Raw genomic sequence first — 24,079 nt, 5'->3', positions numbered from 1 at the left:
CGGGGCGTCGATTGTTAACCCGCGTTAACCGGGAGGGTGTCATGGCGCAGCAAGGGGCGGAGCGAGGCGCGGAGCAGGGGACGGAGCCGGGCGAGCGGAGGTTCGGGGAGTTCGTCGCCGTACGGCGGCACGGGTACGTCGCCGAGCTCGTCCTCGACCGGCCCAAGGCCATGAACGCCGTGTCCACGGACATGGCACGTTCGATCGCCGGTGCCTGCGACGCCCTCGCCGCCGACCGGGACGTCCGGGTGGTCGTGCTGACGTCCACCCATGAGCGCGCCTTCTGCGTCGGCGCCGACCTGAAGGAGCGGAACTCCTTCACCGATGCCGAGCTGGTGCGTCAGCGGCCGGTCGCGCGAGCCGCGTACACCGGTGTCCTGGAGCTGCCGATGCCGACCGTCGCCGCTGTTCACGGGTTCGCGCTGGGCGGCGGGTTCGAGCTCGCGCTGTCCTGCGATCTGATCGTGGCCGACCGCACGGCGGTCGTCGGGCTGCCCGAGGTGTCCGTCGGCGTGATCCCCGGCGGCGGCGGTACGCAGCTGCTGCCGCGCCGGGTCGGTGCCGCGCGCGCAGCCGAGCTCATCTTCTCGGCGCGGCGTCTGGAGGCGGGCGAGGCGCGGGAGTTGGGGCTGGTCGACGAGCTGGTGGAGGCGGGGCAGGACCGGGCCGAGGCACTCGCCCTGGCCGCCCGGATCGCCGCGAACTCCCCGGTCGGGCTGCGCGCGGCCAAGCGTGCCCTGCGTCTCGGTCATGGACTCGACCTGCGGGCCGGCCTGGAGGTCGAGGACGCCGCCTGGCGGTCCGTCGCCTTCTCCGGGGACCGGGCCGAGGGCGTCGCCGCCTTCAACGAGAAGCGCAAGCCGGAGTGGCCGGGGGAGTAGGCCTCGCGCCGCGCCGTCCCCGGCCCGGCCCTTCCGGCCCTCCGGGTCCGGACCCCTGTTCGCCATGCCAATGTCCCAAATATGGGCAAATATCCCTAGCCTGGGGTGATGGGTGAGGACAGTCGGCTGAGGGCCGTGGTGGCGCTGGCTCAGGGGATGGCGGCGGCGCACACTCCGCGGGAGTCGTGGCGGGCCGCGGCGCTCGGCGCGTGTCACGCGCTGACCGGGAGCTTCGCCGCGCTCTCCGTGTGGGAGCGTGAACTCGGCCGGCTGCGGGTGCTCGCCAACGTGGGCGACCGCGCCCCGGACGAGGACGAGTTCCCCGACGGGGAGGCCTACCCGGTGCACCAGTTCCCGGAGATCACCGAGTTCCTCCATGAGCGGTGGGCGGGCGGCGGCGAGCCCAACGCCTGGGTCGAGACCGCCGACGGCCCGGCGGCCGGCCCCGCCGGGTACTGCCACCAGCGCGTGGCCGCCCTGCGCAGACGCGGGCGCGGCTGCTGCGTCGTCGCGCCGATCGTGCTGCACGGGCGGGCGTGGGGCGAGCTCTACGTGGCCCGTTCGGCCGGCGCCCCCGTCTTCGGCCCGGCCGACGCCGACTTCGCGACCGTCCTCGCCTCCGTCGTCGCCGCCGGGATCGCCCAGACCGAGCGCCTGGAGGAAGCCCGGCGCCTCGCCTACACCGACGCCCTGACCGGACTCGCCAACCGCCGGGCCGTGGACGTACGGCTCGACGAGGCCGTCGAGCGGCACAAGAGCGACGCGTCCGTGGTCAGCCTCGTCGTCTGCGACCTCAACGGGCTCAAGCGCGTCAACGACACCCGGGGGCACGCCGTCGGAGACCGGCTCCTGGAACGGTTCGGGTCGGTGCTCTCGCTGTGCGGGGCCATGCTTCCCGGCACCCTCGCCGCGCGGCTGGGCGGCGACGAGTTCTGTCTGGTGGCGGTGGGTCCGCCGGCCGACGAGGTGGTCCGCATCGCCGACGAACTCTGCCGCCGCGCGGCCGAGTTGGAGCTGGGGGAGGGGGTGGCGTGCGGGGTCGCCTCGACCGAGGACCCGATCGGCCCCGTGCGGTCGGCGCGCCGGCTGTTCCGGCTGGCGGACGCGGCCCAGTACCGGGCGAAGGCCGTCCGGGCCGCGAAACCCGTGGTCGCCGGGCGCGAGGGCCCCGACGATCCCGTCGTACGCCTCGCGGACGCGCCGTCCCCCGCGGCGGGCGAACGCCGCAGGTTCCGGGGGCGGCACGGGCGGCCCGGCCCGTGAGACGGCGCGGGCGGCCCGCCCGTGAGGCCGCACGGGTGTCCGCTGTGACGTAGGCCGAGGTAAGGGGTCAACCGGCCACCCGCTAGTGACATCATCGAATTCACTGCGTACGCTCCTGAATATGGATATGCACACTGTGGTGGTGGGGACGTCCGGAGTGACCGCGTCCGACGTTCTCGCCGTGGCGCGCGACGGCGCCCGGATCGAGCTCTCCGACCAGGCGGTGACGGCCCTCGCCGCGGCCCGCGCGATCGTGGACGCGCTGGCCGCCAAGCCGGAGCCCGTCTACGGCGTCTCCACCGGCTTCGGCGCCCTGGCGAGCCGGCACATCAGCCCGGAGCTGCGTGCCCAGCTGCAGCGCAATATCGTCCGCTCGCACGCCGCCGGCATGGGCCCGCGGGTGGAGCGCGAGGTCGTCCGCGCGCTGATGTTCCTGCGGCTCAAGACCGTCTGCTCCGGGCACACCGGTGTACGGCCCGAGGTCGCGCAGACCATGGCGGACATCCTGAACGCCGGCATCACCCCGGTCGTCCACGAGTACGGCTCGCTCGGCTGCTCCGGTGACCTGGCACCCCTTTCCCACTGCGCCCTGACTCTGATGGGCGAGGGGAACGCCGAGGGTCCCGACGGTGTCGTGCGGCCCGCGGGCGAACTGCTCGCCGAGGCCGGGATCACCCCCGTCGAGCTGCGCGAGAAGGAGGGCCTCGCCCTTCTCAACGGCACCGACGGCATGCTCGGCATGCTGGTCATGGCCCTCGCCGACCTGGAGACGCTCTACAAGTCGGCCGACGTCACCGCCGCGCTCTCCCTCGAGGCGCTGCTCGGCACGGACAAGGTCCTCGCCCCCGAGCTGCACGCCATCCGCCCGCACCCGGGCCAGGGTGCCAGCGCCGCCAACATGCTGGCCGTACTGAAGGGTTCGGAGCTCACGGGCCACCACCAGGACGACGCCCCGCGCGTCCAGGACGCCTACTCCGTGCGCTGTGCCCCGCAGGTCGCCGGCGCCGGCCGGGACACCCTCGCGCACGCCCGAACGGTCGCCGAGCGCGAGCTGGCCTCCGCCGTCGACAACCCGGTCGTGCTGCCCGACGGCCGCGTCGAGTCGAACGGCAACTTCCACGGCGCCCCGGTCGCCTACGTCCTCGACTTCCTCGCCATCGCCGCCGCCGACCTCGGCTCGATCGCCGAGCGCCGCACCGACCGGCTGCTCGACAAGAACCGTTCGCACGGTCTGCCGCCGTTCCTCGCGGACGACGCCGGCGTCGACTCGGGCCTGATGATCGCCCAGTACACGCAGGCCGCGCTGGTCAGCGAGATGAAGCGGCTCGCCGTACCGGCGTCCGCGGACTCCATCCCCTCCTCCGCCATGCAGGAGGACCACGTCTCCATGGGCTGGTCGGCCGCGCGCAAGCTGCGCACCGCCGTGGACAACCTGACCCGCATCGTGGCGATCGAGCTGTATGCCGCCACGCGCGCGATCGAACTGCGCGAGGGCCTGACCCCGGCCCCGGCGTCGCGGGCCGTAATCGACGCCGTGCGCGCGGCCGGCGTCCAGGGCCCCGGCCCGGACCGCTTCCTCGCTCCCGACCTGGAGGCGGCGGACGCGTTCGTGCGCGCGGGCCGTGTGGTGGCCGCGGTGGAACCGGTGACCGGCCCGCTCGCCTAGGACCTGTCCCGACAGCATGGCGTCGTACGTGGGCCGGGCAACCCCGGCCCACGTATCCCGCCTCGCACCCCCGTCCCAGGGTGTGCTACTGTCTCATTGATACGTTTTTGGTACCCATTTACTTTGTGCGCCTGATCGGAATCCTCCGCAGGCGCGTTTTGTTTTACCGGCATCTCCGGCATTACCCGGTGCATCTCCGGATGGGGGCCCACTACCTGTTCAGGAGAACAACATGGCTACTGGCACCGTGAAGTGGTTCAACTCGGAAAAGGGCTTCGGCTTCATCGAGCAGGACGGCGGCGGCCCCGACGTCTTCGCCCACTACTCGAACATCGCCAGCTCCGGCTTCCGTGAGCTCGTCGAGGGCCAGAAGGTCTCCTTCGAGGTCACGCAGGGCCAGAAGGGCCTGCAGGCGGAGAACATTCTCCCCGCCTAGTTCGAGCGCGCTTTTCCAGAGCCGGGTCCCGCGCCTTCGGGTGCGGGCCCGGCTCGCGCTGTGACAGCTCATGCAGGTGGTGAGCGCTGTGTGTGCAGTCCGTGGGGCCCAGGAAGGAAATCCAGATCCAGCATGACTCGATCCGAACGTCCCGTCCGTAAGCGGCCGGCAAACGCACGCGCCGCACAGACCGGCGGCTCCGCGCAGAGCGCCGGCCGCAACACCGGCCGGGGCGCGGGCCGCGGTGGCGCCCGCAAGGTCGCCCCGCCGCAGGAGTTCTCCCTGCCCGAGACCATTACACCCGCGCTGCCCGCCGTCGAGTCCTTCGACGCGCTGGACATGCCGGCCGCCCTGACGAAGACCCTCGCGGCCCAGGGCGTCACCGAGCCCTTCCCGATCCAGGGCGCCACCCTGCCCAACTCCCTCGCCGGGCGCGACGTGCTCGGCCGGGGCCGCACCGGTTCGGGCAAGACGCTGGCCTTCGGGCTCGCCCTCCTGGCCCGCACGGCCGGTCGCCGCGCCGAGCCGAGGAACCCGCTCGCCCTCGTCCTCGTCCCCACGCGCGAACTCGCGCAGCAGGTCGACGACGCGTTGACGCCGTACGCCACCGCCGTGAACCTCCGCGTCGCCACGGCCGTCGGCGGGATGTCGATCGGCAGGCAGGCCGGTTCGCTGCGCCGCGGCGTCGAGGTGCTCGTGGCCACCCCCGGGCGGCTCAAGGACCTCATCGAGCGGGGCGACTGCGCCCTCGGCCAGGTCGCGATCACCGTGCTCGACGAGGCCGACCAGATGGCCGACATGGGCTTCATGCCGCAGGTCGTCGCTCTGCTCAACCAGGTCGAGCCGGGCGGCCAGCGACTGCTGTTCTCCGCGACGCTCGACAAGAACATCGACCGGCTCGTCCGGATGTTCCTCACCGACCCCGTGGTGCACTCCGTCGACCCGTCCGCGGGCGCGGTGACGACCATGGAGCACCACGTGCTGCACGTCGCCGACGAGACGGACAAGAAGGCGGTCGCTCTGCGGATCGCCGCCCGCGACGGCCGGGTCATCCTCTTCGTCGACACCAAGCGCGGCGCCGACCGCTTCACCAAGCGGCTGCTCGCCAGCGGTGTCCGGGCCTCGGCCCTGCACGGCGGGCGCAGCCAGCCGCAGCGCAACCGCACCCTCGACCAGTTCAAGAACGGTCAGGTCACCGCGCTCGTCGCCACGAACGTGGCGGCCCGCGGCATCCACATCGACGACCTCGACCTCGTGGTCAACGTCGACCCGCCGACCGACCACAAGGACTACCTCCACCGCGGCGGCCGTACCGCCCGCGCCGGAGAGTCGGGCAGCGTCGTCACCCTGGTGCTCCCCGAGCAGAAGCGTGAGATGACCCGTCTGATGGCGGACGCCGGCATCACGCCGAACACCGCCCGCGTCAAGTCCAGCGACGAGGAGCTCGCCCGCCTCACCGGCGCCCGCGAGCCCTCCGGCGTGCCGGTCGTCATCGAGGTCCCGCAGCAGGCCGAGCAGCCGAAGTCGCGGCCCAAGGCGCGCCGTGCCACCGGGGGCGGGGCCAGGCGGCCGTCGGTCGCCGCCACCGGCACGCGCACGGGCGGCGGGTCGGACGGCCAGGGGCGCCAGCAGCGCGGCGGACGTCCGGTCACGGGTGGCGCGGCGGGTGGCGCGGCCACCGGCCGCCGCACGGGCACGGGCACCGGCGGAGCGGTCGCCGGCCGACGTACGGAAGGCGGCGGCGCGAGCCGTCGCACGGAAGGCGGCGGTGGCGCGGGGCGTCGTACGGAAGCCGGCGGCGGCGCGGGCACCGGTCGCTCCGGCGGGCGTGGGCGCGCTCCGCAGCGCGGCGGACAGAACGGCGGCCAGAGCGGTGGCGGCCGCAGGGCCGCGTAAGCACGACCCGATCGGCCTCGCCGCGGCCCCGCACCCCTTTCGGGGCGCGGGGCCGCGGCATGTCCGGCCCGGCGCCCGTCCGTCGTCGGTCCCCTCCGCGGGGCGACACACGGTGGTCCCGTCGCGGGGCGTGGGGCGCGGGGCGCGAGACGCGGGGCGTGGACAAGACTCAGCACCCGGGGCGGCGCGTGCGGTCCGGCCTCCCGATCGCTGTCGGTGACGTGCCGAGCGTGCCGCGTGGGCGTCCCGGGGCACAGGGCGGGGCGGGAGCGCCCGAAGACGTCAGAGCGCTACGGGTGTCCGGTCGCGGCATGTGACCCGACGGTCGCCGTGCGTGGACGCCGTGCCACCCGGTGGGTTCAGATGTCGCCGAGGAACCCCGGGTCCACCTTGTCCAGTTTCAGGCCGAAGTCGCGGTGCAGGGCGAGGAGTTCGGCCAGCGGCACCGCGCGGCGGCTCGTCGACATGAGGTCGCGCCGTGCCTCCGCCGACCACAGGAAGGGCATCACGGACAGCCCCTGCGTGCCTGTCAGGGCGCCGGACTCCGCCCGCCAGCCGGGCCATCGCAGCGTGTCGTAGAAGTGGTCCGTGCCCTCCCTGAGGAGCCACTGGAGCCAGGCCCCGTGGCCCACTTCGAGCGCTTCCCACTTCAGTGAGTCCGGCGCGAAGTACACGACCTCGCCGGGATGTCCGGGGCGCCCCACCGACTCCGGGTCGGCGCCGTTGAGCACGAACACCCCGCCCAGCACGTCGTGACCGACGACGAGCCCGCCGTCCCGGGGGCGCCAGGCCGGATCGAACCGCTCGGGGAATTCGTTGACCTCGGCCAGCGAGGGAAGGTCCGTCGAGCCACCGGGCAGCCCCGCGGACAGGTCCTCGGCCGGACTGCCGTAGATCCGCAGCCACCCGCTGTCCAGCACCACCCCACCGCAGTTGAGCACCATCCCGCCCAGCCAGGACCGTGCGGTGATCTGGAGCTGCAGCAGGCTGGCGCGGCCCAGATCGGGGTCCACCGGAAGTACTTCCATGGACACGCCGCTGGCGGCGAGTGCCTTCGACAGCAGGGGCCAGGCAGGTTCCTCGACGTCGGTCAGCTCGCTCAGCTCTCGCATGGCTTCCCTGTGCTGTGGGTTGTCTGTCCGGAGTGCGGTCGGTGCGCTCAGTAGGCCATCGTGCGCTCACGGCGCACGGAATACGTCACGAATCCCGCGCCGAGGCCGAGGAAGAGCGTGCCGCCGACGAGATACGGCGTCGTATCTATGCTGCCGGTGTCGGCGAGCAGGGTCTGATCACCGTCGGACTCCGTGTCCGGCGCGGTGTCCGACTCGGTGGAGATCCGTGTCGCGGTGGTACCCGCCGGTGCGGACGCAGGCGCCGACCCGCTCGGAGCGGGTACGTCCTGGGTCGCGTTGGCGGACGGGACGAACCACAGGGCACCCAGGAGGGTCCCCGCTGCGGTGGCGGTCAGCAACGATCGACGTGCGGCGGACACGAAATATCGATCCCCTTGTGGCGCTGGCGAATTGGCCGTGTGGGGCGATGCTAATGAAAGGCGCGGGTCGTGGGAAAGTCGCGCATCGCGTGGGCCGTACGCTCCCTCTCATGAGTACCTCTGAGACATCACGGTTTGTCCGACTTCGGGTCGAACTGGTGCTGGAGATCGACGACGCCGACGCCGTCACCAAGGCGGCACTGCGCCGGATCGGCGACGACGCGGCCATGCCGGCCGACGAGCGGTCGCACGCCGAGGGCGCAGTGACGGAAGACACGGCCGAGGCCCTCGCCTATCTCGTCGACCCGTTCGACCTGGTCAGCGAGGTGCCGGGGATCGAGCTCGCCCAGGCGTCCTGGAGCAGCGAGCCCATCGACTACGACCCCGATTCGCCGGAATGGGACCTCGACGAGGATGATGCCGACGAGGACGACGAGGAAGACGTACGCGGCTGACGCGGCCTGGGAAATTCGTGACCCCGGTCGGCAACCGTCGCCGGGGTTTCCTCGTCTCATGAGACGCACAGGCCGCCTCGCGTCACTCCCGTCCCGTTCGCCCGGACGTGGCGTGGACCACACTTTCGCGAGAAGTGGAACGGGACGAACCGGTCCTGGCGTTGGAGATCCTTACGGGGCTCTCGTGTCTTTTCGGGATTCGGCAACGATGGAGAAGCGTGTGATGACGAACAGTAAGCGGCGCAAGCGTCTGATGACCGCGTCCGCACTGCTCGGCGGGGTGCTGGTGCTCTCTGCGTGCGGCGGAGGCGACGACAAGTCCAGCGCATCGGACGGCGGCGACAGCACGTCGCAGGCCAAGGTCGACGAGGCCGCGGCCAAGAAGACCTCCGAAGCCCAGATCAAGATCACGCCCAAGGACGGCTCCGACAACGCCTCCATCAACAACGGCACCGCGGTCACGGTCAGCAAGGGTTCGCTCACGTCCGTCACGATGAAGACCGCGACCGGCACCGCCGTCGCCGGTCAGATATCAGCGGACAAGAAGAGCTGGAAGCCCCTCAACCGACTGGAACGCGCCACCGCGTACAAGATCGCCGCCGAGGCCGCCGACTCCGAGGGCCGCACCGCCCACGAGAACGCGTCGTTCACCACGGTCTCCCCGTCCAACAGCTTCATCGGCAACTTCACGCCGGAGGACGGTTCCACCGTCGGTGTCGGCATGCCGGTCTCGATCAACTTCGACAAGGCGATCACCGACAAGGCCGCGGTGCAGAAGGGGATCTCCGTCTCCTCCAGCAGCGGCCAGGAGGTCGTCGGGCACTGGTTCAACGCCAACCGCCTGGACTTCCGGCCCGAGAGCTACTGGACCGGCGGCTCCACCGTCACCCTGAAGCTGAACCTCGACGGTGTCGAGGGCGCGAACGGCGTGTACGGGGTGCAGCAGAAGACGGTCACGTTCAAGATCGGCCGCAACCAGGTCTCCATCGTCGACGCCCAGACCAAGACGATGAAGGTCACGCAGGACGGCAAGACGATCAAGACCATCCCGATCTCCGCCGGTTCGCCCGAGAACAAGACCTACCAGGGTCAGATGGTGATCTCCGAGAAGTTCAAGGAGACCCGGATGGACGGCTCGACGGTCGGCTTCAAGAAGGACGACGGCAAGGGCGAGTACGACATCAAGGACGTGCCGCACGCCATGCGGCTGTCGAACTCCGGCACCTTCATCCACGGCAACTACTGGGGCGCGAAGTCCATCTTCGGCTCCGTCAACACCAGCCACGGCTGTGTCGGCCTGTCCGACACCAAGGGTGCCAACGACGCCAACACGCCCGCCGCGTGGTTCTACAACAACACGCTGCTCGGTGACGTCGTGGTCGTCAAGAACACCGGCGACAAGACCATCGCCCCGGACAACGGCCTCAACGGCTGGAACCTCGACTGGGCGGCCTGGAAGGCCGGTTCGGCCGTCTGAGACCGACGCACGACCTGACGGTCCGGGACCGAGACTCGATCTGACGGTCCGAGACCGAGATACGACCCGACGCCGATGCGGCGGTGGCCCCCACGGGCCGCCGCCGCATCGGCGTTTCTCAAAGATTTCTGGGCCCGGCCACAGCCTTCTCATCATTCTCTTATTTCGGCCTTATGCCTTCATCACGCGCCGTACCTAGCTTGCGGCCATGTTCTTCACCTACCTGAGGCGCGAACTGCGCCGCCGCAGAAAGGCGGCCCTCGTCGTCGCCTCCGGGCTCGCCCTGGGCATAGCCCTGGTCATCGTGGTCAGTTCCGTGTCCTCGGGCATGGAGAAGGCCCAGGGCAAGGTCCTCCAGTCGCTGTACGGACTGGGGACCGACATGACGGTCACCAAGGCCGCCGCGCCGGCCACCAGCACCAGCGAGCGCCCGCGCTTCAACTTCGACGCGAGGGAGAGCGGTTCCGACAAGGAGCAGAGCAGCGACCGGGTCATGGTCCAGGGCTTCCAGACCCTGGCGTCCTCGACCGTCGCCAAGGTCGACTCCCAGAAGGGCGTCGCCGACTCCGTCGGCGGACTGAGCCTCCAAGTCATCCGGGTCAACGGCCAGTTCACCCGCGGTCAGTTCCAGCAGGACCCCAGCAGCGGTAACCAGCAGGGCGGTCGGGGCGGCGGCGGTGCCCAGCCCTCGCCGCAGGGCACCGTCAAGGGCGGCGGCGCCGACTTCGACGTCAACAACTACTCGGTCTACGGCACCGACGTCACCAAGCCCGCCCTGGGCCCGCTGACTTCGTCGAAGATCACCAGCGGTCGTACGTTCAAGACCTCCGAGACGAACGCCAAGGTCGTCGTCGCGGACAAGTCGTACGCCAAGGAGAAGAAGCTCAAGCTCGGTGGCACCGTCACCGTCAAGAGCGTCAAGTACAAGATCATCGGGATCGCGACGCCCGACAGCGGTGACGCGGCGGCCAACCTCTACATCCCGCTCAAGCAGGCGCAGACGCTCAGCGACTCCAAGAACAAGGTCACCACGATCTACGTCAAGGCGTCCGACTCGCAGCAGATCGCCGGCGTCAAGAGCACCATCCAGAAGAACATCTCGGGCACGACGGTCACCACCTCCGCCGACCTCGCGGACACCGTCTCCGGTTCTCTGTCCACCGCCTCCGACCTCGCCTCGAACGTCGGCAAGTGGCTGTCGATCGCGGTGCTCGTGGCCGCGTTCCTGGTCGCCGGCCTGCTCACCTCCTCCGCCGTCTCCCGCCGGGTGCGCGAGTTCGGCACCCTCAAGGCGCTCGGCTGGAAGTCGAGCCGGGTGACCCGCCAGGTGGTCGGCGAGGCCATCGTCAACGGCCTGGTCGGCGGCGCCCTCGGCATCGCCCTCGGCCTCGCGGGCGCCTACGTCGTCACCGAGATCAGCCCCAACCTCCAGGCACAGCTGGGGAACACGGGAGGCGGCGGCCCGGGCGGCGGCGGTCCAGGCGGCGGCGGCTTCGGCGGCCCGGCGCGGCAGACCGCGTCCAAGGCCCTCGACGTCGCGCTCACCGCGCCCGTCAGCGTCAACACCATCGTCGTCGCGGTCGCCCTGGCCGTCGCCGGCGGCCTGATCGCCGGCGCCTTCGGCGGCTGGCGCGCCTCCCGGCTGCGCCCCGCGGACGCCCTGCGCCGCGTCGAATAAGCCCCGCCCCTTACGTACTTACGTATCCCAGGAGTTGCACCATGTACGAACTCAGAGGCGTCACCAAGCGCTATACCCGGGGCAAGGAAACGATCGACGCGCTCGCCGGGATCGACCTGACGATCGGCGACGGCGACCGGCTCGTCATCCAGGGCCCCACCGGTGGCGGCAAGTCCACCCTGCTCCAGATGCTCGGCGGGCTCGACCGTCCCACCGCGGGCAGCGTCGAACTCGACGGCACCGACATGGCGAAGCTGTCCGAGGCGAAACTCACCAGGGTGCGCAGCGAGAACATCGGCTTCGTCTTCCAGAGCTTCAACCTGATCCCCACGCTCACGGCCAAGGAGAATGTCGAGACCGCGCTCGTACCGCTCGGTGTGAAGGCGAAGGAACGGCGTGAACGGGCCGCCGCGGCACTGGAGTCCGTGGGGCTCGCCGAGCGGCTCGGACATCTGCCCGCCGAACTGTCGGGCGGCCAGCAGCAGCGTGTGGCGATCGCCCGCGCCCTGGTCAAGCAGCCCAAGGTGCTGCTCGCCGACGAGCCCACCGGAAACCTCGACGAGTCCATGCGCGACGAGATCATGGACGTACTCGAAGCCATGTGGAAGGAGCACGGGCTCACCTTCATCATGGTCACGCACGACTCCTCGATCGCGAAGAAGGCCCCGCGCGTCGCGACCATCCGCAAGGGGAAGATCACCGTCAAGGAGAACGCGGGAGCGTAGCCGGGACGGGCCGATCCCCTCCGTCCGCGACGCGGGCGGGGGAGATGTGCCAGGAGCGAACGGGCCACCGGAAAGAAGGCTTCCGGTGGCCCGTTCGTGTTTGTGTGGGGCATGACCGTTTCGACAGTCGAATACATCCGCTACCGGATTTCCGAGCAGCAGTCGGCGGAGTTCCTCGCCGCCTATACCCGGGCCGCGGTCCAGCTCGCCGCGGCCCCGCAGTGCGTCGACTACGAACTCGCGCGCTGCGAGGAAGATTTCGAGCACTTCATCCTGAGGATCACCTGGACCTCGACGGAGGACCACGTCGAGGGTTTCCGCAACTCCGAGCTCTTCCCCGACTTCCTCGCCGAGATCCGCCCCTTCATCGGCGACATCGAGGAGATGCGCCACTACAAGCCGACGTCGGTGCGCGGCCGGGGCGCCTCCGTGCCCACGCTCTACGCCTGGGCGGGCGGCGCCGAGGCCTTCACCCGCCTCACCGAGGCGTTCTACGACAAGGTCCTCAAGGACGACCTCCTCGCGCCTGTGTTCGCGGGCCTCGCCCCCGAGCACGCCGCTCATGTCGCCCTCTGGCTCGGCGAGGTCTTCGGCGGACCGCCGGCCTACTCCGAGACCCAGGGGGGCCACGGCCACATGGTCGCCAAGCACCTGGGCAAGGGCATCACGGAGGTGCAGCGCCGCCGCTGGGTCAATCTGCTCCAGGACGCAGCCGACGACGCGGGACTTCCCACCGACGCCGAGTTCCGCTCCGCCTTCCTCGCGTACACCGAGTGGGGCACGCGCCTGGCCGTCTACTTCTCCGGCCCGGACGCGAAGCCGCCGGCGGAGCAGCCGGTACCGAAGTGGACCTGGGGGGCCGCGCCGCCGTACCAGCCGTGACCCCCAGCCCGGGCCCCGGCGTCTGCCCCGTCGCCCCTCACCGGTGCGGCGGGGCGACCGCCGGGCCACGGCCCGCCCCACCCGGCGCGGCGGCGGGACGACGGCCGCCGGGGCACGGCCACGGGGTGACGCGTACCCGGTGAGACCTGCCGGGGTGACGCGTACCGGGGTGAGGCCTGCCGGGCTGACGCGGGGGTGACGTCACTTGGGGGTGTCGTCTGCCGAGGGTGACGTCTGCCGGGGGTGACGTCTACTGCGGTGAGGAAGTGCCCGCGCGGGTCGCGTCGGTCCCCCATGAGGCCAGCAGCCGCAGTGCCTCCGCCGAACTCGACCCCGGCTCCGCGTGATAGGTGACCAGTGCCAGCTCGGCATCGCCGACCAGCCGGAACGACTCGAACTGCAGCGCGAGGTCGCCCACCAGCGGATGCCTCAGCAGCTTCACCCCGTGGCTCTTCTCCTTCACGTCGTGCGTGGCCCACAGCCGCCGGAAGTCCTCGCTCTTCACGGACAGCTCACCGACCAGCGCGGCCAGCCGCGGATCGTCCGGATGGCAGCCCGCGTCCATGCGCAGCAGACAGACGATGTCGATCGCCTTCTGCTCCCACTCCACGAACAGGTCCCGGTACTCGGGCCTGAGGAAGACCATCCGCGCCCAGTTCCGCTCCTGCGGCGGCAGCTCCGACCAGTCCCCGAAGACGGCCGCGGCCATCCGGTTCCAGACGAGCACGTCCGAGCGCCGCCCGGTGATGTACGCGGGAACGCCGTCGAACGTGTCGAGCAGCTGACGCAGGGCACCCCGCACCTGCTGCGGCCGGGCCGCCTGCTTCTTCTTGTGCTGCTTGGGCTTCGCGAGGTGCGTGAGGTGGTTGTGCTCGGCATCCGTCAGGCGCAGCGCCCGCGCGATCGCGTCCAGCACCTCCGCCGACACATTGCGTCCATTGCCCTGCTCGAGGCGCGTGTAGTAGGCGACGGACACCCCGGCCAGCTGGGCCAGCTCCTCGCGGCGCAGCCCGGGCACCCGGCGGTGCCGCCCGAAATCCGGCATGCCGACGTCCTCCGGCTTCAGCCGGGCGCGGCGGCTGCGCAGGAACTCGCTGAGCTCGGCGCGCCGGTCCAGCGGGTGGGCCGCCTCACCGGCGGGCCCCACAGAGGGCTGTTCATCCATCCATCCAGTATTCACGGTCGTACGCTGCCGAGCCTGACCCCGCCAGTAGTAGGACCAGCGGACATACGCAGAGCCGTGACCTGGGTGAACGCCGAGGGATCGGGCAGGCTGAATGCCGTGCCCGACGGAAGACAGCCGGGCACGGTCCACCCCCCTCCCGAGGAGAACCCCGGCATGACCACTGTCGCCGCGTACGCCGCTCCCGCCGCCAAGGCTCCGCTGGAGCGCACCACCATCGAGCGTCGTGAGGTCCGAGAGCACGACGTCCTGATCGACATCAAGTTCGCCGGCATCTGCCACTCGGACATCCACCAGGCCCGCGAGGGCTGGGGAGAGGCCATCTTCCCGATGGTGCCGGGCCACGAGATCGCCGGCATCGTCTCCGAGGTCGGCTCCGGCGTCACCAGGTTCAAGGTCGGCGACCGGGTGGGCGTCGGCTGCCTGGTCGACTCCTGCCGCGAGTGCGACAACTGCAAGGCCGGACTGGAGCAGTACTGCACCGGCGGCGGCGTGGGCACGTACAACGCCGTCGGCAAGGACGGCGAGCCCACCTACGGCGGCTACTCCGAGAAGATCGTCGTCGACGAGAACTACACCCTCCACATTCCCGACGGCATCTCCCTCGACGTGGCCGCGCCGCTGCTCTGCGCCGGCATCACCACGTACTCCCCGCTCAAGCACTGGAACGCGGGCCCCGGCAAGAAGGTCGCCGTCCTCGGCATGGGCGGTCTCGGCCACATGGGCGTCAAGATCGCGCACGCGCTCGGCGCCGAGGTCACGGTCCTCTCCCAGTCGCTGCGCAAGAAGGACGACGGGCTGAAGCTCGGCGCCGACCACTACTACGCGACCAGCGACCCGAAGACCTTCGAGGAGCTGCGCGGCACCTTCGACCTGATCCTGTCCACCGTCTCCGCCCCGCTGGACCTGGACGCCTACCTCGCCCTGCTGCGCACGGACGGCGCCTTCGTGAACGTGGGCGCGCCCGAGGAGCCCGTCCGGCTCAACCTCTTCTCGGTGATCGGCGGCCGCAAGACCCTCGCGGGCTCCGGCATCGGTGGCATCCAGGAGACCCAGGAGATGCTGGACTTCTGCGCCGAGCACGGCTTCGGCGCCGAGATCGAGCTGATCAGCGCGTCCGAGATCAACGAGGCCTACGAGCGGGTGCTCGCGAGCGACGTCCGCTACCGCTTCGTGATCGACACTGCCACGATCTAGCAGTCCTGATCGATCTGGCCGATCTGGCAGTCCTGACCGGCCTGGCAGCTCTGGCAGTCAACTGATCGACCTTGCAGTCCTGACCGGCCGGATACGCATGGCCTCCGGGCGCCGTTCCCGTCGTACGACCGGAACGGCGCCTTCGTGCTTCCGGCGCGGGCGCGCGCCGTCCGAGTCATGTGACCTGCGTCGATGCCCCGCGTGGACGGGCCTCGCAGAGTGGATGTGCGGGACGTCGATTACTGGATAGAGTCGCCTCCTTACACATGGTTGTGGGGACAACCAAGGGGCCGTTCGGCTGCCGACACCTGGGGAGGGCCTGCAGCACATGAGTCGTCGCTCTGCCGGTTTTGTCGGCGTCTGGGCCGAGGTGCAACGGCAACAGCAGCGCCAGCAGGAGCTCGAGGCCAGACGGCGGAGACAGGAAGCTCAACAGGCGCGGGCCCACCAGCGGCGGGCCGCCCAGGAGTACCGGGAGTACCGGCAGGCGGAGGCGCAACACCGTACCGAGGAACTGGACGCACAGGTCGCCTCGCTGCAGGGTCTTCTCGCCTCGGGGTGCCGGGCTCCCGCCTTCCGGGCCGCCTCGCTCATGCGCCCGGAGCAGATCCAGCCGTTCGCCCCCGGGCCGTTGGCGCAGCCGGTGGCCATGCCGGACATCGGCCAGTACCAGACGCAGAGCGGCTGGACCGCGAGCCGCCGGGCACACACGCAGGCCGAGGCGCAGGCGCGCTTCGAGCGGGACTGGCACGCGGCCCAGGCCGCGGAGGCGCACCGGCTGCGGCAACTGGCGTCCTACCAGCGGGAGTACCAGCAGTGGGCCGATGCCCAGCTGGCGGACGTACGACGGCACAACGCCGGTGTCGCCGAAGTGTCCGAAGGGGTTCGCCGCAAGGACCCCGACTCCGTGATCGAGTACTTCTCCGCCGCCCTGTACTCCTCGTCCGCATGGCCGGAGGGATTTCCGCGGCAGATGGCCGCCGCCTACGACGCCGCGTCCCGGCAGTTGGTGCTGGACTGGGAACTGCCCGCCTACAGCGTCGTCCCCGAGGTGAAGTCCGTCCGGTACCTGTCCGGGACCGATCAGGACAAGGAGACGCCGCGTCCGGTGACCCAGCGCCGGAGCCTGTACCGGGAGGTTCTCGCGCAGTGCGCCCTGCTCGTGCTGCACGAGATCTTCTCGGCGGATGAACAGGGCGCGCTCGAGTCGGTGGTCCTGAACGGCTTCGTGGACGGACACGACCCCACGACCGGCAGGCCGGGCCACATCTTCCTCACGACGGTCATGGCCTCCCGCTCCTCGTTCCTCGAACTGCACCTGGCGCAGGTGGACGCGGGCAGCTGCCTGGCCGACGGACTGCGCGGGCAGCTCTCGGCCCGGCCGGGCCAGCTCACTCCCGTACGGCCGAGCCGGCGTCCGCAGGATGTCGGGAACCGCGTCGTCGCCCACGGCGGCGACGAGGATCCGGACCTGTACGCCATGGATCCGATCGCGTTCGAGGAGCTCGTCGCCGATCTCTTCCGGGCCATGGGGATGCAGGCGGTGACGACCCAGCGCTCGAACGACGGCGGCGTGGACGTCGACGCGCTGGACCCGACCCCGATCCGGGGCGGCAAGATCGTCGTGCAGGTGAAGCGCTACCGCAACACCGTGCCGCCCACCGCCGTACGCGACTTGTACGGGACGGTGCAGGACGCCGGCGCCAACAAGGGGGTGCTCGTGACGACGTCGGCGTTCGGTCCCGGCTCGCACGCCTTCGCCAACGGCAAGCCCCTGGAGCTCATACCGGGCCCTGAACTCGTCGACCTGCTGCACCGGCACGGACTGCGCGGGCGACTGGGCGAGGGCGGCCGTCCGGCCGCGGCGCCGTCGGCACCGTCGGCACCGTCGGTTCCGTCGGTTCCGTCGGCGGAGCCGGATCCCCGGCTGCCCGACGTCTACAACATCCTGGGAATGTCGTGGACCGGAAACGTCGCCCTGGACATCTGCGCGCTCGTCTGCCGGGGCGACCGTGTCCTCAGCGACGATCACTTCGTCTTCTTCAACAACCCCCGGACACCGGACGGTTCGGTGCGCGCACTGGCTGCGGCGGCGCCCGACAAGGCCGCGATCCGCGTCTCCTTCGACAGGCTGCCGGCGGAGGCCGACCGGTTCGTACTCGTGGCCGCCGTCGACCCCGAGATCAACCCGGACGCCGACCTCTCCGGTTTCACGGACGCCGGCATCCGGCTGCTCGATCCGGGCCTGGCCGAACTGGACCGGCTCGACGTCTCCGACGGCCGGCCGCGCGAGACCGCCCTGGTACTCGGCTCCTTCCGCCGACGGGCCAACGGCGACTGGAAGTTCGTCCTCGGCGGCAAGGGCTACCCGGGCGGTCTGGAGGAACTCGTGCGGGACTTCGGCATCGTGGTGGAGTAGGCGGACTCCCGCACGCGTTCTTTGCCGGGGCATGAACGACGCCGAGCGGGAGCCGGGTCAGCGTCCCGAGCGGGAGCCGGGTCGGCCATCCTGCTCGGGAGCCGAGCCGGCGTCCCGGTCGGGGATCGGTCAGGGATCGCCGGAGATCGCCGGAGAACGTCGGAGAACGTCGGAGGGACGGGTGAGTCGCTGGGGCCGGCGCCGGGCGGGAGGGCCGGCGGGGCGCCTGCCGCTGCTCCTGATCGCCGGCCTGTTCGCCGCGGGCGCCGTCGTGACCTGGCTCGCGGCGACCCATCTCGGCTATGCCACGGGTCTGGCGGGCACGCCGGGGCATCTCCGGGTCGAGAGATGCGTCTGGGACCCTGCCGGAGGCGGCCACCGCTATCGGCACTGCATCGGCGTCTTCCGCTCCTCCGACGGGACCGTCGTGGACGCGGATGCCACGATCGACGCGAGGCTGCCCGTCGGCACCTCGGTCGCGTTGCAGCGGACGGCTTCCGCCGGATACGAGCACCCGGGTGTCGCCGCCTCGTGCGGGTGGCTGGCGATCTCCCTGCTCGGCCTGATGGTGCTGTTCCTGGGTTTTCTGGGCGCCCGCGGCAGGTCGGGTGAGCGTCGGACACCCCGTGGCCTGCTGGTGCTGTTCGGCGCGCTGAGCGCTGCGATGCTGCTCAGCGCGCTCGCCGGGGGAGTGGCGGGGATGGTCGCGGGATTCTGAACGGTCGGCAGCCGACGCGGCAGGGGCACGACCGGGAGCGGGTGACAGCCCCTGCCGCGCCCCTGTATCCCCTGCCGTGCTCCGGCCGCCGGCTCTCCGGCCGTGCTCCGGCCTCTCCGGACGGGGTGCCTAGTTCGGGGTGATGTTCCCGGCGTAGACGTTGTTCGGGGTGACGATCTCTGTGATGGCCCTGGCGAGCAGCGTGGACGGCTCCTGGCCGTCGTGCGAGGCTTCGGTGTTGAGCATGAGTACGAGGGTGGCCTTCTTCGACGGCAGGTAGACGGTCACGGTCTCGTATCCCGGCAGAGAGCCGTTGTGCCCGATCCATCCGCCGGCGTTGAAGATGCCGAGGCCGTAGCTCGTTCCGGGGAAGCCGGTCGGCAGCGTCTTGAGGCGCTGTGCCTGGGTCTCGGGGCTGAGCAGTGTGCCGGTGGCGACGACCTTGGCCCAGCGGCGCAGGTCGTGCAGGTTCGAGATCATCGCTCCGGCCGCCCAGGCCCAGCTGGGGTTCCAGTCGGTGGCGTTCGCGATACCGCCGGTCAGCGTCTGGTCGGTGTAGCCCTGCGGGTGCGGCTCGGGGAACTCGTTCCCCTTCGGGAACAGCGTGTGGCGCAGGTGAGCCGGGCGGAGGACCCGCTTGTCGATGAAGTCGGCGAGCTTGTGGCCGCTGACCTTCTCGATCACCAGGCCGAGCAGGATGAGGTTGGAGTTGGAGTACTGGAACTCCGCGCCGGGCGCGGAGGTGTTCGGATGCCTGAAGCCGTACGCGAGCACTTCCCGCGGGGTGAAGGTGCGCCGCGGATTGCTCAGCAGGTCATGGATGAAGTCCGGGTCGGCGGTGTACGGGAACAGGCCGCTGCGCATCTCGGCGAGCTGACGCAGCGTGATGTGGCGGCCGTTCGGCACGCCCTGGATGTAGTCGGAGATCGGGTCGTCCAGCCCGATCCGATGGTCGTCGACGAGCTCGAGCAGCGCGGTGACGGTGAAGGTCTTGGTCTCGCTGCCGATCCGGACGTAGGAGTCGGCCGCCATCGGCTCGCGGGTGGCGGTGTTCGCGACACCGGTCGCGCGGACGTAGCTCCCCTTGCCCGGCATCCACAGTCCGGCGACCACACCGGGGATGTTCGCCTCGCGGCGGACGTCCTCGATCGCCTTGTCGAGCCGGGCGGTCAGCTCGGGGCCGAGACCGTGCCGGGGACGGTCGTCCTCGCCGTACCGGTCGGCGCCCGCTGTGCGGAGGGCCGCTGTGGGGGCGCCCGGTGTGTGGACGGCCGGTGTGTGGACGGCCGCGGCGGGGGTCGCTGTCAACGGGGCCAGCACGGACGCCACCATCAGGGCTGCGGCGAACGGACGGCGGTAGGTGGTACGTCGCATGTCGGGGCGCCTCTTCCGGGTCAGGGGAGCAGGCGGCAACACGACCACCCGGCCCCTCGGCGAGACCCCCTGCCCGATCCGCGTTCCGGCGAGTCCACTCGATCGGGGCCACACGGTTCGGCGACCCGGACCTGACCGGACCGCCACGGTTCCGGGTCAGCCGGCCCGTTCCCAACCCTGGGGGCGAGTTGAGGCGTTCAACGCCCATCGCTCGCCATCCGCTTCGGCATCGCCCGTACCCGCGAACTACGGCGGGGCCGTCGCTGCGGCCCCTTCCGCCGGCCAGTCGGCTGTCGCGGTGGGCCGTGGTCGTGGAAGACGTGGAAGTCGTGGAAGACGTGGAAGTCGTGGAGGCCGCGGGTGGTCAGGAGGGCGGCAGAGGCTGCTCCGTCCAGACTGTCTTGCCGTCGTGGGTGTAGCGCGTACCCCACCGCTCCGTGAGCTGCGCGACCAGGAAGAGCCCGCGTCCGCCCTCGTCCGTGCTGAGGGCCCTTCGGAGGTGAGGGGACGTGTGGCTGGCGTCGGACACCTCACAGATCAGACTGTGTGTACGGATGAGGCGCAGGGTGACGGGGCCGTCCGCGTACCGGTAGGCGTTGGTCACGAGCTCGCTGGCGACCAGCTCGGTGGTGAAGGCCATTTCCGGCAGCCCCCATTCGGCCAGTTTCGCCGTGGTCAGCTCCCTGGCGCGGCCAGCAGCGGTCACCTCCAGAGGCAGGTGCCAGGTGGCGAAGTTCTCCGGCGGCAGTACCCGGGTACGGGCCATGAGCAGCGCGATGTCGTCGGTGGGGCGGCGGTCCGTGGGCAGCAGCGCTTCGACCACCCCGTCGCACGTGCGCTCCAGAGCGTCGGCACTGTGGGCGAGACATTCCTCCAGGCTCTCCAGCGCGGCATCGATGTCGCCGTCGCGCGCCTCCAGGAGGCCGTCGGTGTAGAGCGCGAGCAGGCTGCCCTCAGGGAGGTCCAGGTGGTACATCTCGAACGGCAGTCCGCCCAGGCCGAGCGGTGGACCCGCGGGCAGGTCGAGCACGGTCACCTGGCCGTCCGGTGTGGACACCAAGGGTGCAGGGTGGCCGGCGCGTGCCAGGGAGCATTGCCGGGAGACCGGATCGTAGACCGCGTAGAGGCACGTGGCCCCGAGCACCTGCTCGATCGCCGACTGGTTGCCCTCGGCGTTCGCCTCCACCTCGGCGGCCAGCAGACTGACCAGATCGTCCAGCCGGGCCACCACCTCGTCCGGTTCCAGGTCGAGGCTGGCCAGGGTGCGCACAGCGGCGCGCAGGCGCCCCATCGAGGCCGCAGCGTGGATTCCGTGGCCGACCACGTCTCCCACGACGAGGGCGACTCGGGCCCCTGACAACGGGATCACGTCGAACCAGTCACCACCGATGCCCGGTTCACCGCTCGCCGGCAGGTACCGGCAGGCCACCTCGACGGCCGGCAGGTCGGACACCGTGCCCGGCAGCAGACTGCGCTGCAGAGTCAGAGCGGCGCTCTGTTGCTGGGTGAAGCGGCGCGCGTTGTCGATACAGACGGCCGCACGCGAGGAAAACTCATGGGCCACTGCGGCATCGTCGTCCTCGAAAGGCTCCGAATGGCGCACCCGCCACAGGCTCACTACGCCCAGTACCAGGCCGCGTGCCATCAGGGGCACCGCGATCAGGGAATGAACGCCGAGACCCAGGGCGACCTCGATCCGCCGCCGGTCCATGGCGTACCACTCGGGGCGGAGGGACAGCAGCCGCTCGAGAATCGGGCGACGCTCGGCCAGGCACCGCGCCTGCGGAGACTCCGGAAGGAGCGGGACCACGTCGCCCTCCTGGAACGGGACCCGTGGTTCTGGGGGCGAAAAGGCCACTCGCAGTAGCGCACCAGCCATGTCCAAGGGCAGTTCGTCACCAAGTGCCACCGGCTTCAGGAGGTCCACCGAGCAGTAGTCGGCCAAGCCGGAGACGGCCACCTCGGCCAGCTCCCGGGCCGTCTGCGTCACGTCCAGCGAGGTTCCGATCCGGGCGCTCGCCTCGTTCAGCAGAGTGAGCCTGCGGCGGGCTCGGTGGCGCTGGGTCACGTCCTCGATCGTCTCCGCCACGCCGAGAACCCGGCCCGAGGAGTCTTCCATCCGGAACGCGGAGACGGACACCATCCGTTCCCGCCCCGGAGCATGGCGTGTGCGCGCCGACTGCTCCGTGAAGATCAACGGCTCGCCGGTCTCCAAGACGTGTCGTACCCGCTCCTCGGCCGGACCCGCGTCCTCGTCGACCAGGAATTCACCGGAACTACGGCCCACCAGCGCCTCGGCCGTGATGCCGCTTGCCTTCTCGATCGCACGGTTGACCCGGATCACCTTCCTGTCCGGGCCGTGGATGGCCAGACCGATCGGGGACCGGCGGTACAGGCCGTCCAGCAGCGCACGGTCCCGCTGCCAGGCAACGACTTCCGTGGCAGGGGCGCCGACCAGGAACCACTCTTGACGATCTCCGTCGCGGGTGATCGCACGGGCCCGGAAACCCATCTCCACACGCCGTCCGTCGTGGTGCCGGACGGGCAGGACTCCGAACCAGCCCTCTGCCCTCATGGCGTCCACGACGACGGACCGCGCGACAGGCAGGTCACGGGCATCGACCAGGAGGTCCCGCCACGCCCGTCCGATCACTTCCTTGGCGCGGTAGCCCAGCAGCTCCTGCGCACGTGCGCTCCAGCCGACCACTGTGCCGTGATCGTCGAGCACGGCCGAAGCGGCATGCCCCAGGGCGAACGGATCCTCCGGACTCTCACTGAAATGCATCGACGGCATCCCCATAAGCACCACTTTGCCTCCGTGACTCCGATGTTCCTCCTCCCGGTCTCCGTCCGCGACTCTCCCGTTCCTCTCGGCTCGGCGGTTCGACAGGAGTGACATGGCGGCGCTCGGCGTGTGAAGGCAGACGCCTGCAGCGAAGGGGGTGCCCACGGCTCGGGACCACTTCGTCTGTGAACGCGGCATGATGATCCATGTCGGCCCTCGCTCACAGACCTCTCCATTTCCAGGATGTCCCTCGCCCTGGCCGTAGCGCTCGGCGGAGACTGCCTGGCCGGCATCGGCGTGCTGCGGGCCGAGCCGGGCGTGTCCGGCCCGGTGGCTTCCGATCCGACGGTCTCCCGTCTCGTCGACGCGCTCCGCGCTTCCGGCCCGAAGGCCCTTGCGGCCTGCGGTTGTTCTCTGTTGCCGTGCGGATCGTGAGCACCGGCCGCCACCGCCTGCCGGCCCGGTGGCCACGGACGGGCCCGTTCGCATGCGCTAAGGCTTTCGGGTGCTTCTGCTGCGCGATCATGAGACCCGGCGCGCCACTGCCCGTTTCGGCATATTCCGAACTAATCTCCCGGAATTGTAAAAGTCGATCTTCCGCAGATCGCACCCACTCACTCCATCGGAGATGACATGCGCAAGCTTCGCAACGTGGCCGTCCTGATCGCCGCGATCGGCAGCATCGGACTCGTGGGCGGCACGGCCCACGCCGGCGGCCACGGTGACGAGTTCGACATCAAGCAGCACTCCACCTGCAAGTCGCACGACCTGAACGTGGACGTCCTCGGCCAGGTCGGCCTGCTCAACGGCCTGGGCGGCAACCTGCTGGGCGGCGAGGGCAACCCTGGTGCCCAGTCCACCGACATCGGCTCCACCATGGGCTGCAACAACAGCGCCTTCTGAAGTCCTGGCCGACGCGAAGTCGCCGGCCGATAGATGGTCCCGGCCCCGGGCCTCAGGCCCGGGGCCGGGACCATATGCTTGCGCCGGCAGGGCTCCGAGGTGAGCTTGATCCCCGCTTTGACGGACACCATCGGTGTGGTGGTCAGGCTGCGATGGGCGCCGGCCATGTGGCGCTGTCCGGCCGACATACCGCACAGCAGGTGGACCGGTTCACCGAAGGACTTCACCCGTGCCGCTGCGCCCCTTCCGGCCGTGGGCCCCCACGCGTTACGTCGCCCCAGGGCTTGTCCTGCACATCTCGGACGAAGGTGACGACAGCTTCAGCATTTGGGCCGGCGCCACCGACCGCAGCGCTCTCGCCCCGCTGGCCGAGGCCGCGGTGGAGTGGGCCCAGTTCGACGGCTGACACGGTCAATTTCTCTTTCAGAGGCCGGCTGGGTTGCTGGGGGAGCCATTCGGTGCACTGCCCGCGCAGTCGGTCTCGCTCTGCGGGCGTGGTGAGGATGACGTCCGCGCCGCCGTCGTAGGGATGTTGGATGCGTCGTGGTTCCGTGTCGCAGCGGTCCGCGTATGTACCGCGGAACATGTGGGCTACGGGAGCACCCGACGGCCGTCGCTCCTGCCACAGCCTTGCCAGCAGGGCGGGGGC

At 70.6% G+C, this 24,079-nt stretch carries 20 protein-coding genes and 2 pseudogenes; 16 read left to right on the top strand and 6 right to left on the bottom strand.

All coding sequences use genetic code 11. The annotated features are described in order from the left end of the window. Nucleotides 1–41: 41 nt before the first annotated feature. The 5 genes from ACWD68_RS21170 to ACWD68_RS21150 all read left to right on the top strand — a co-directional run bounded on the left by ACWD68_RS21170 (nt 42) and on the right by ACWD68_RS21150 (nt 6,142). Complete coding sequence (locus ACWD68_RS21170) at nt 42–881, top strand: enoyl-CoA hydratase/isomerase family protein (protein WP_451807960.1); 840 nt, start codon at nt 42–44, stop codon at nt 879–881. A 108-nt stretch (nt 882–989) separates the two neighbouring features. Continuing rightward, entirely contained in the window at nt 990–2,144 is a 1,155-nt protein-coding gene (locus ACWD68_RS21165; protein ID WP_451807959.1) for a diguanylate cyclase domain-containing protein, read from the top strand. Between the two features lie 127 nt (nt 2,145–2,271). After that, nucleotides 2,272–3,810: a histidine ammonia-lyase gene (gene hutH, locus ACWD68_RS21160; RefSeq protein WP_451807972.1), complete on the top strand. Its 1,539-nt coding sequence runs from the start codon at nt 2,272–2,274 to the stop codon at nt 3,808–3,810. 232 nt (nt 3,811–4,042) lie between these two features. After that, nucleotides 4,043–4,246 (top strand): cold-shock protein, encoded by a 204-nt coding sequence (locus ACWD68_RS21155; RefSeq protein WP_261702157.1) that lies wholly within the window; start codon nt 4,043–4,045, stop codon nt 4,244–4,246. Between the two features lie 132 nt (nt 4,247–4,378). After that, on the top strand, nt 4,379–6,142 hold the full coding sequence (locus ACWD68_RS21150) for a DEAD/DEAH box helicase (RefSeq protein ID WP_451807958.1): 1,764 nt from the start codon (nt 4,379–4,381) through the stop codon (nt 6,140–6,142). 359 nt (nt 6,143–6,501) lie between these two features. On the opposite strand, the gene ACWD68_RS21145 is transcribed toward ACWD68_RS21150, so the two are convergent. Both ACWD68_RS21145 and ACWD68_RS21140 read right to left on the bottom strand, forming a co-directional pair. Beyond that, nucleotides 6,502–7,254: a DUF2625 family protein gene (locus ACWD68_RS21145; RefSeq protein WP_451807957.1), complete on the bottom strand. Its 753-nt coding sequence runs from the start codon at nt 7,252–7,254 to the stop codon at nt 6,502–6,504. Nucleotides 7,255–7,301: 47 nt separating this feature from the next. After that, nucleotides 7,302–7,634 (bottom strand): LPXTG cell wall anchor domain-containing protein, encoded by a 333-nt coding sequence (locus ACWD68_RS21140; RefSeq protein WP_451807956.1) that lies wholly within the window; start codon nt 7,632–7,634, stop codon nt 7,302–7,304. Between the two features lie 110 nt (nt 7,635–7,744). Here ACWD68_RS21140 and ACWD68_RS21135 point away from each other — a divergent pair, with 110 nt between their 5' ends. The 5 genes from ACWD68_RS21135 to ACWD68_RS21115 all read left to right on the top strand — a co-directional run bounded on the left by ACWD68_RS21135 (nt 7,745) and on the right by ACWD68_RS21115 (nt 12,851). Next, the gene (locus ACWD68_RS21135) at nt 7,745–8,089 is read left to right on the top strand and encodes a hypothetical protein (RefSeq protein ID WP_451807955.1); all 345 of its coding nucleotides are present in this window, start codon (nt 7,745–7,747) and stop codon (nt 8,087–8,089) included. A 208-nt stretch (nt 8,090–8,297) separates the two neighbouring features. After that, nucleotides 8,298–9,566, top strand: coding sequence for a L,D-transpeptidase (locus tag ACWD68_RS21130; RefSeq protein WP_451807954.1), 1,269 nt, complete (start codon nt 8,298–8,300; stop codon nt 9,564–9,566). A gap of 208 nt (nt 9,567–9,774) precedes the next feature. Beyond that, the gene (locus ACWD68_RS21125; RefSeq protein WP_451807953.1) at nt 9,775–11,244 is read left to right on the top strand and encodes an ABC transporter permease; all 1,470 of its coding nucleotides are present in this window, start codon (nt 9,775–9,777) and stop codon (nt 11,242–11,244) included. A 41-nt stretch (nt 11,245–11,285) separates the two neighbouring features. Continuing rightward, the gene (locus tag ACWD68_RS21120; protein WP_451807952.1) at nt 11,286–11,969 is read left to right on the top strand and encodes an ABC transporter ATP-binding protein; all 684 of its coding nucleotides are present in this window, start codon (nt 11,286–11,288) and stop codon (nt 11,967–11,969) included. A gap of 111 nt (nt 11,970–12,080) precedes the next feature. Next, complete coding sequence (locus tag ACWD68_RS21115) at nt 12,081–12,851, top strand: globin domain-containing protein (protein WP_451807951.1); 771 nt, start codon at nt 12,081–12,083, stop codon at nt 12,849–12,851. 250 nt (nt 12,852–13,101) lie between these two features. Here ACWD68_RS21115 and ACWD68_RS21110 read toward each other — a convergent pair whose 3' ends face one another. After that, nucleotides 13,102–14,016 (bottom strand): helix-turn-helix domain-containing protein, encoded by a 915-nt coding sequence (locus tag ACWD68_RS21110; protein WP_451807950.1) that lies wholly within the window; start codon nt 14,014–14,016, stop codon nt 13,102–13,104. Between the two features lie 174 nt (nt 14,017–14,190). Between ACWD68_RS21110 and ACWD68_RS21105 the strand changes: the two genes are divergently transcribed. The 3 genes from ACWD68_RS21105 to ACWD68_RS21095 all read left to right on the top strand — a co-directional run bounded on the left by ACWD68_RS21105 (nt 14,191) and on the right by ACWD68_RS21095 (nt 18,368). Next, complete coding sequence (locus ACWD68_RS21105; protein ID WP_451807949.1) at nt 14,191–15,231, top strand: NAD(P)-dependent alcohol dehydrogenase; 1,041 nt, start codon at nt 14,191–14,193, stop codon at nt 15,229–15,231. A 328-nt stretch (nt 15,232–15,559) separates the two neighbouring features. Next, entirely contained in the window at nt 15,560–17,650 is a 2,091-nt protein-coding gene (locus ACWD68_RS21100; protein WP_451807948.1) for a restriction endonuclease, read from the top strand. Nucleotides 17,651–17,831: 181 nt separating this feature from the next. Continuing rightward, nucleotides 17,832–18,368: a hypothetical protein gene (locus tag ACWD68_RS21095; RefSeq protein ID WP_451807947.1), complete on the top strand. Its 537-nt coding sequence runs from the start codon at nt 17,832–17,834 to the stop codon at nt 18,366–18,368. A gap of 129 nt (nt 18,369–18,497) precedes the next feature. Here the strand turns inward: ACWD68_RS21095 and ACWD68_RS21090 are convergent, their stop codons facing one another. Beyond that, the gene (locus ACWD68_RS21090) at nt 18,498–19,742 is read right to left on the bottom strand and encodes a serine hydrolase domain-containing protein (protein WP_451807946.1); all 1,245 of its coding nucleotides are present in this window, start codon (nt 19,740–19,742) and stop codon (nt 18,498–18,500) included. Between the two features lie 364 nt (nt 19,743–20,106). Beyond that, complete coding sequence (locus ACWD68_RS21085) at nt 20,107–22,527, bottom strand: SpoIIE family protein phosphatase (RefSeq protein WP_451807945.1); 2,421 nt, start codon at nt 22,525–22,527, stop codon at nt 20,107–20,109. A gap of 243 nt (nt 22,528–22,770) precedes the next feature. Between ACWD68_RS21085 and ACWD68_RS21080 the strand changes: the two are divergent. From ACWD68_RS21080 to ACWD68_RS21070, 3 genes and pseudogenes are all read left to right on the top strand, one after another. Continuing rightward, a pseudogene (locus tag ACWD68_RS21080) lies at nt 22,771–22,929 on the top strand (IS1380 family transposase); the annotation flags it as partial. Nucleotides 22,930–23,160: 231 nt separating this feature from the next. Then, entirely contained in the window at nt 23,161–23,430 is a 270-nt protein-coding gene (locus ACWD68_RS21075) for a hypothetical protein (RefSeq protein ID WP_451807944.1), read from the top strand. Nucleotides 23,431–23,659: 229 nt separating this feature from the next. Further along, nucleotides 23,660–23,836 (top strand): hypothetical protein, encoded by a 177-nt coding sequence (locus tag ACWD68_RS21070; protein WP_451807974.1) that lies wholly within the window; start codon nt 23,660–23,662, stop codon nt 23,834–23,836. A 48-nt stretch (nt 23,837–23,884) separates the two neighbouring features. Here ACWD68_RS21070 and ACWD68_RS21065 read toward each other — a convergent pair. Further along, nucleotides 23,885–24,016: pseudogene (locus tag ACWD68_RS21065) on the bottom strand (DUF3885 domain-containing protein); the annotation flags it as partial. Nucleotides 24,017–24,079: the final 63 nt, after the last annotated feature.

The sequence above is a fragment of the Streptomyces sp. NPDC005141 genome, assembly GCF_053599975.1.
This window is presented reverse-complemented; position numbering and strand designations above follow the sequence as displayed.

Bases quoted from the DNA above. Each gene is read 5' to 3' on its own strand.
- ACWD68_RS21170 (WP_451807960.1), top strand. From the start codon at position 42: ATGGCGCAGCAAGGGGCGGAGCGAGGCGCGGAGCAGGGGACGGAGCCG.
- ACWD68_RS21165 (WP_451807959.1), top strand. From the start codon at position 990: ATGGGTGAGGACAGTCGGCTGAGGGCCGTGGTGGCGCTGGCTCAGGGG.
- hutH (WP_451807972.1), top strand. From the start codon at position 2,272: ATGCACACTGTGGTGGTGGGGACGTCCGGAGTGACCGCGTCCGACGTT.
- ACWD68_RS21155 (WP_261702157.1), top strand. From the start codon at position 4,043: ATGGCTACTGGCACCGTGAAGTGGTTCAACTCGGAAAAGGGCTTCGGC.
- ACWD68_RS21150 (WP_451807958.1), top strand. From the start codon at position 4,379: ATGACTCGATCCGAACGTCCCGTCCGTAAGCGGCCGGCAAACGCACGC.
- ACWD68_RS21145 (WP_451807957.1), bottom strand. From the start codon at position 7,254: ATGCGAGAGCTGAGCGAGCTGACCGACGTCGAGGAACCTGCCTGGCCC.
- ACWD68_RS21135 (WP_451807955.1), top strand. From the start codon at position 7,745: ATGAGTACCTCTGAGACATCACGGTTTGTCCGACTTCGGGTCGAACTG.
- ACWD68_RS21130 (WP_451807954.1), top strand. From the start codon at position 8,298: ATGGAGAAGCGTGTGATGACGAACAGTAAGCGGCGCAAGCGTCTGATG.
- ACWD68_RS21125 (WP_451807953.1), top strand. From the start codon at position 9,775: ATGTTCTTCACCTACCTGAGGCGCGAACTGCGCCGCCGCAGAAAGGCG.
- ACWD68_RS21120 (WP_451807952.1), top strand. From the start codon at position 11,286: ATGTACGAACTCAGAGGCGTCACCAAGCGCTATACCCGGGGCAAGGAA.
- ACWD68_RS21115 (WP_451807951.1), top strand. From the start codon at position 12,081: ATGACCGTTTCGACAGTCGAATACATCCGCTACCGGATTTCCGAGCAG.
- ACWD68_RS21110 (WP_451807950.1), bottom strand. From the start codon at position 14,016: ATGGATGAACAGCCCTCTGTGGGGCCCGCCGGTGAGGCGGCCCACCCG.
- ACWD68_RS21105 (WP_451807949.1), top strand. From the start codon at position 14,191: ATGACCACTGTCGCCGCGTACGCCGCTCCCGCCGCCAAGGCTCCGCTG.
- ACWD68_RS21100 (WP_451807948.1), top strand. From the start codon at position 15,560: ATGAGTCGTCGCTCTGCCGGTTTTGTCGGCGTCTGGGCCGAGGTGCAA.
- ACWD68_RS21090 (WP_451807946.1), bottom strand. From the start codon at position 19,742: ATGCGACGTACCACCTACCGCCGTCCGTTCGCCGCAGCCCTGATGGTG.
- ACWD68_RS21085 (WP_451807945.1), bottom strand. From the start codon at position 22,527: ATGCATTTCAGTGAGAGTCCGGAGGATCCGTTCGCCCTGGGGCATGCC.
- ACWD68_RS21075 (WP_451807944.1), top strand. From the start codon at position 23,161: ATGCGCAAGCTTCGCAACGTGGCCGTCCTGATCGCCGCGATCGGCAGC.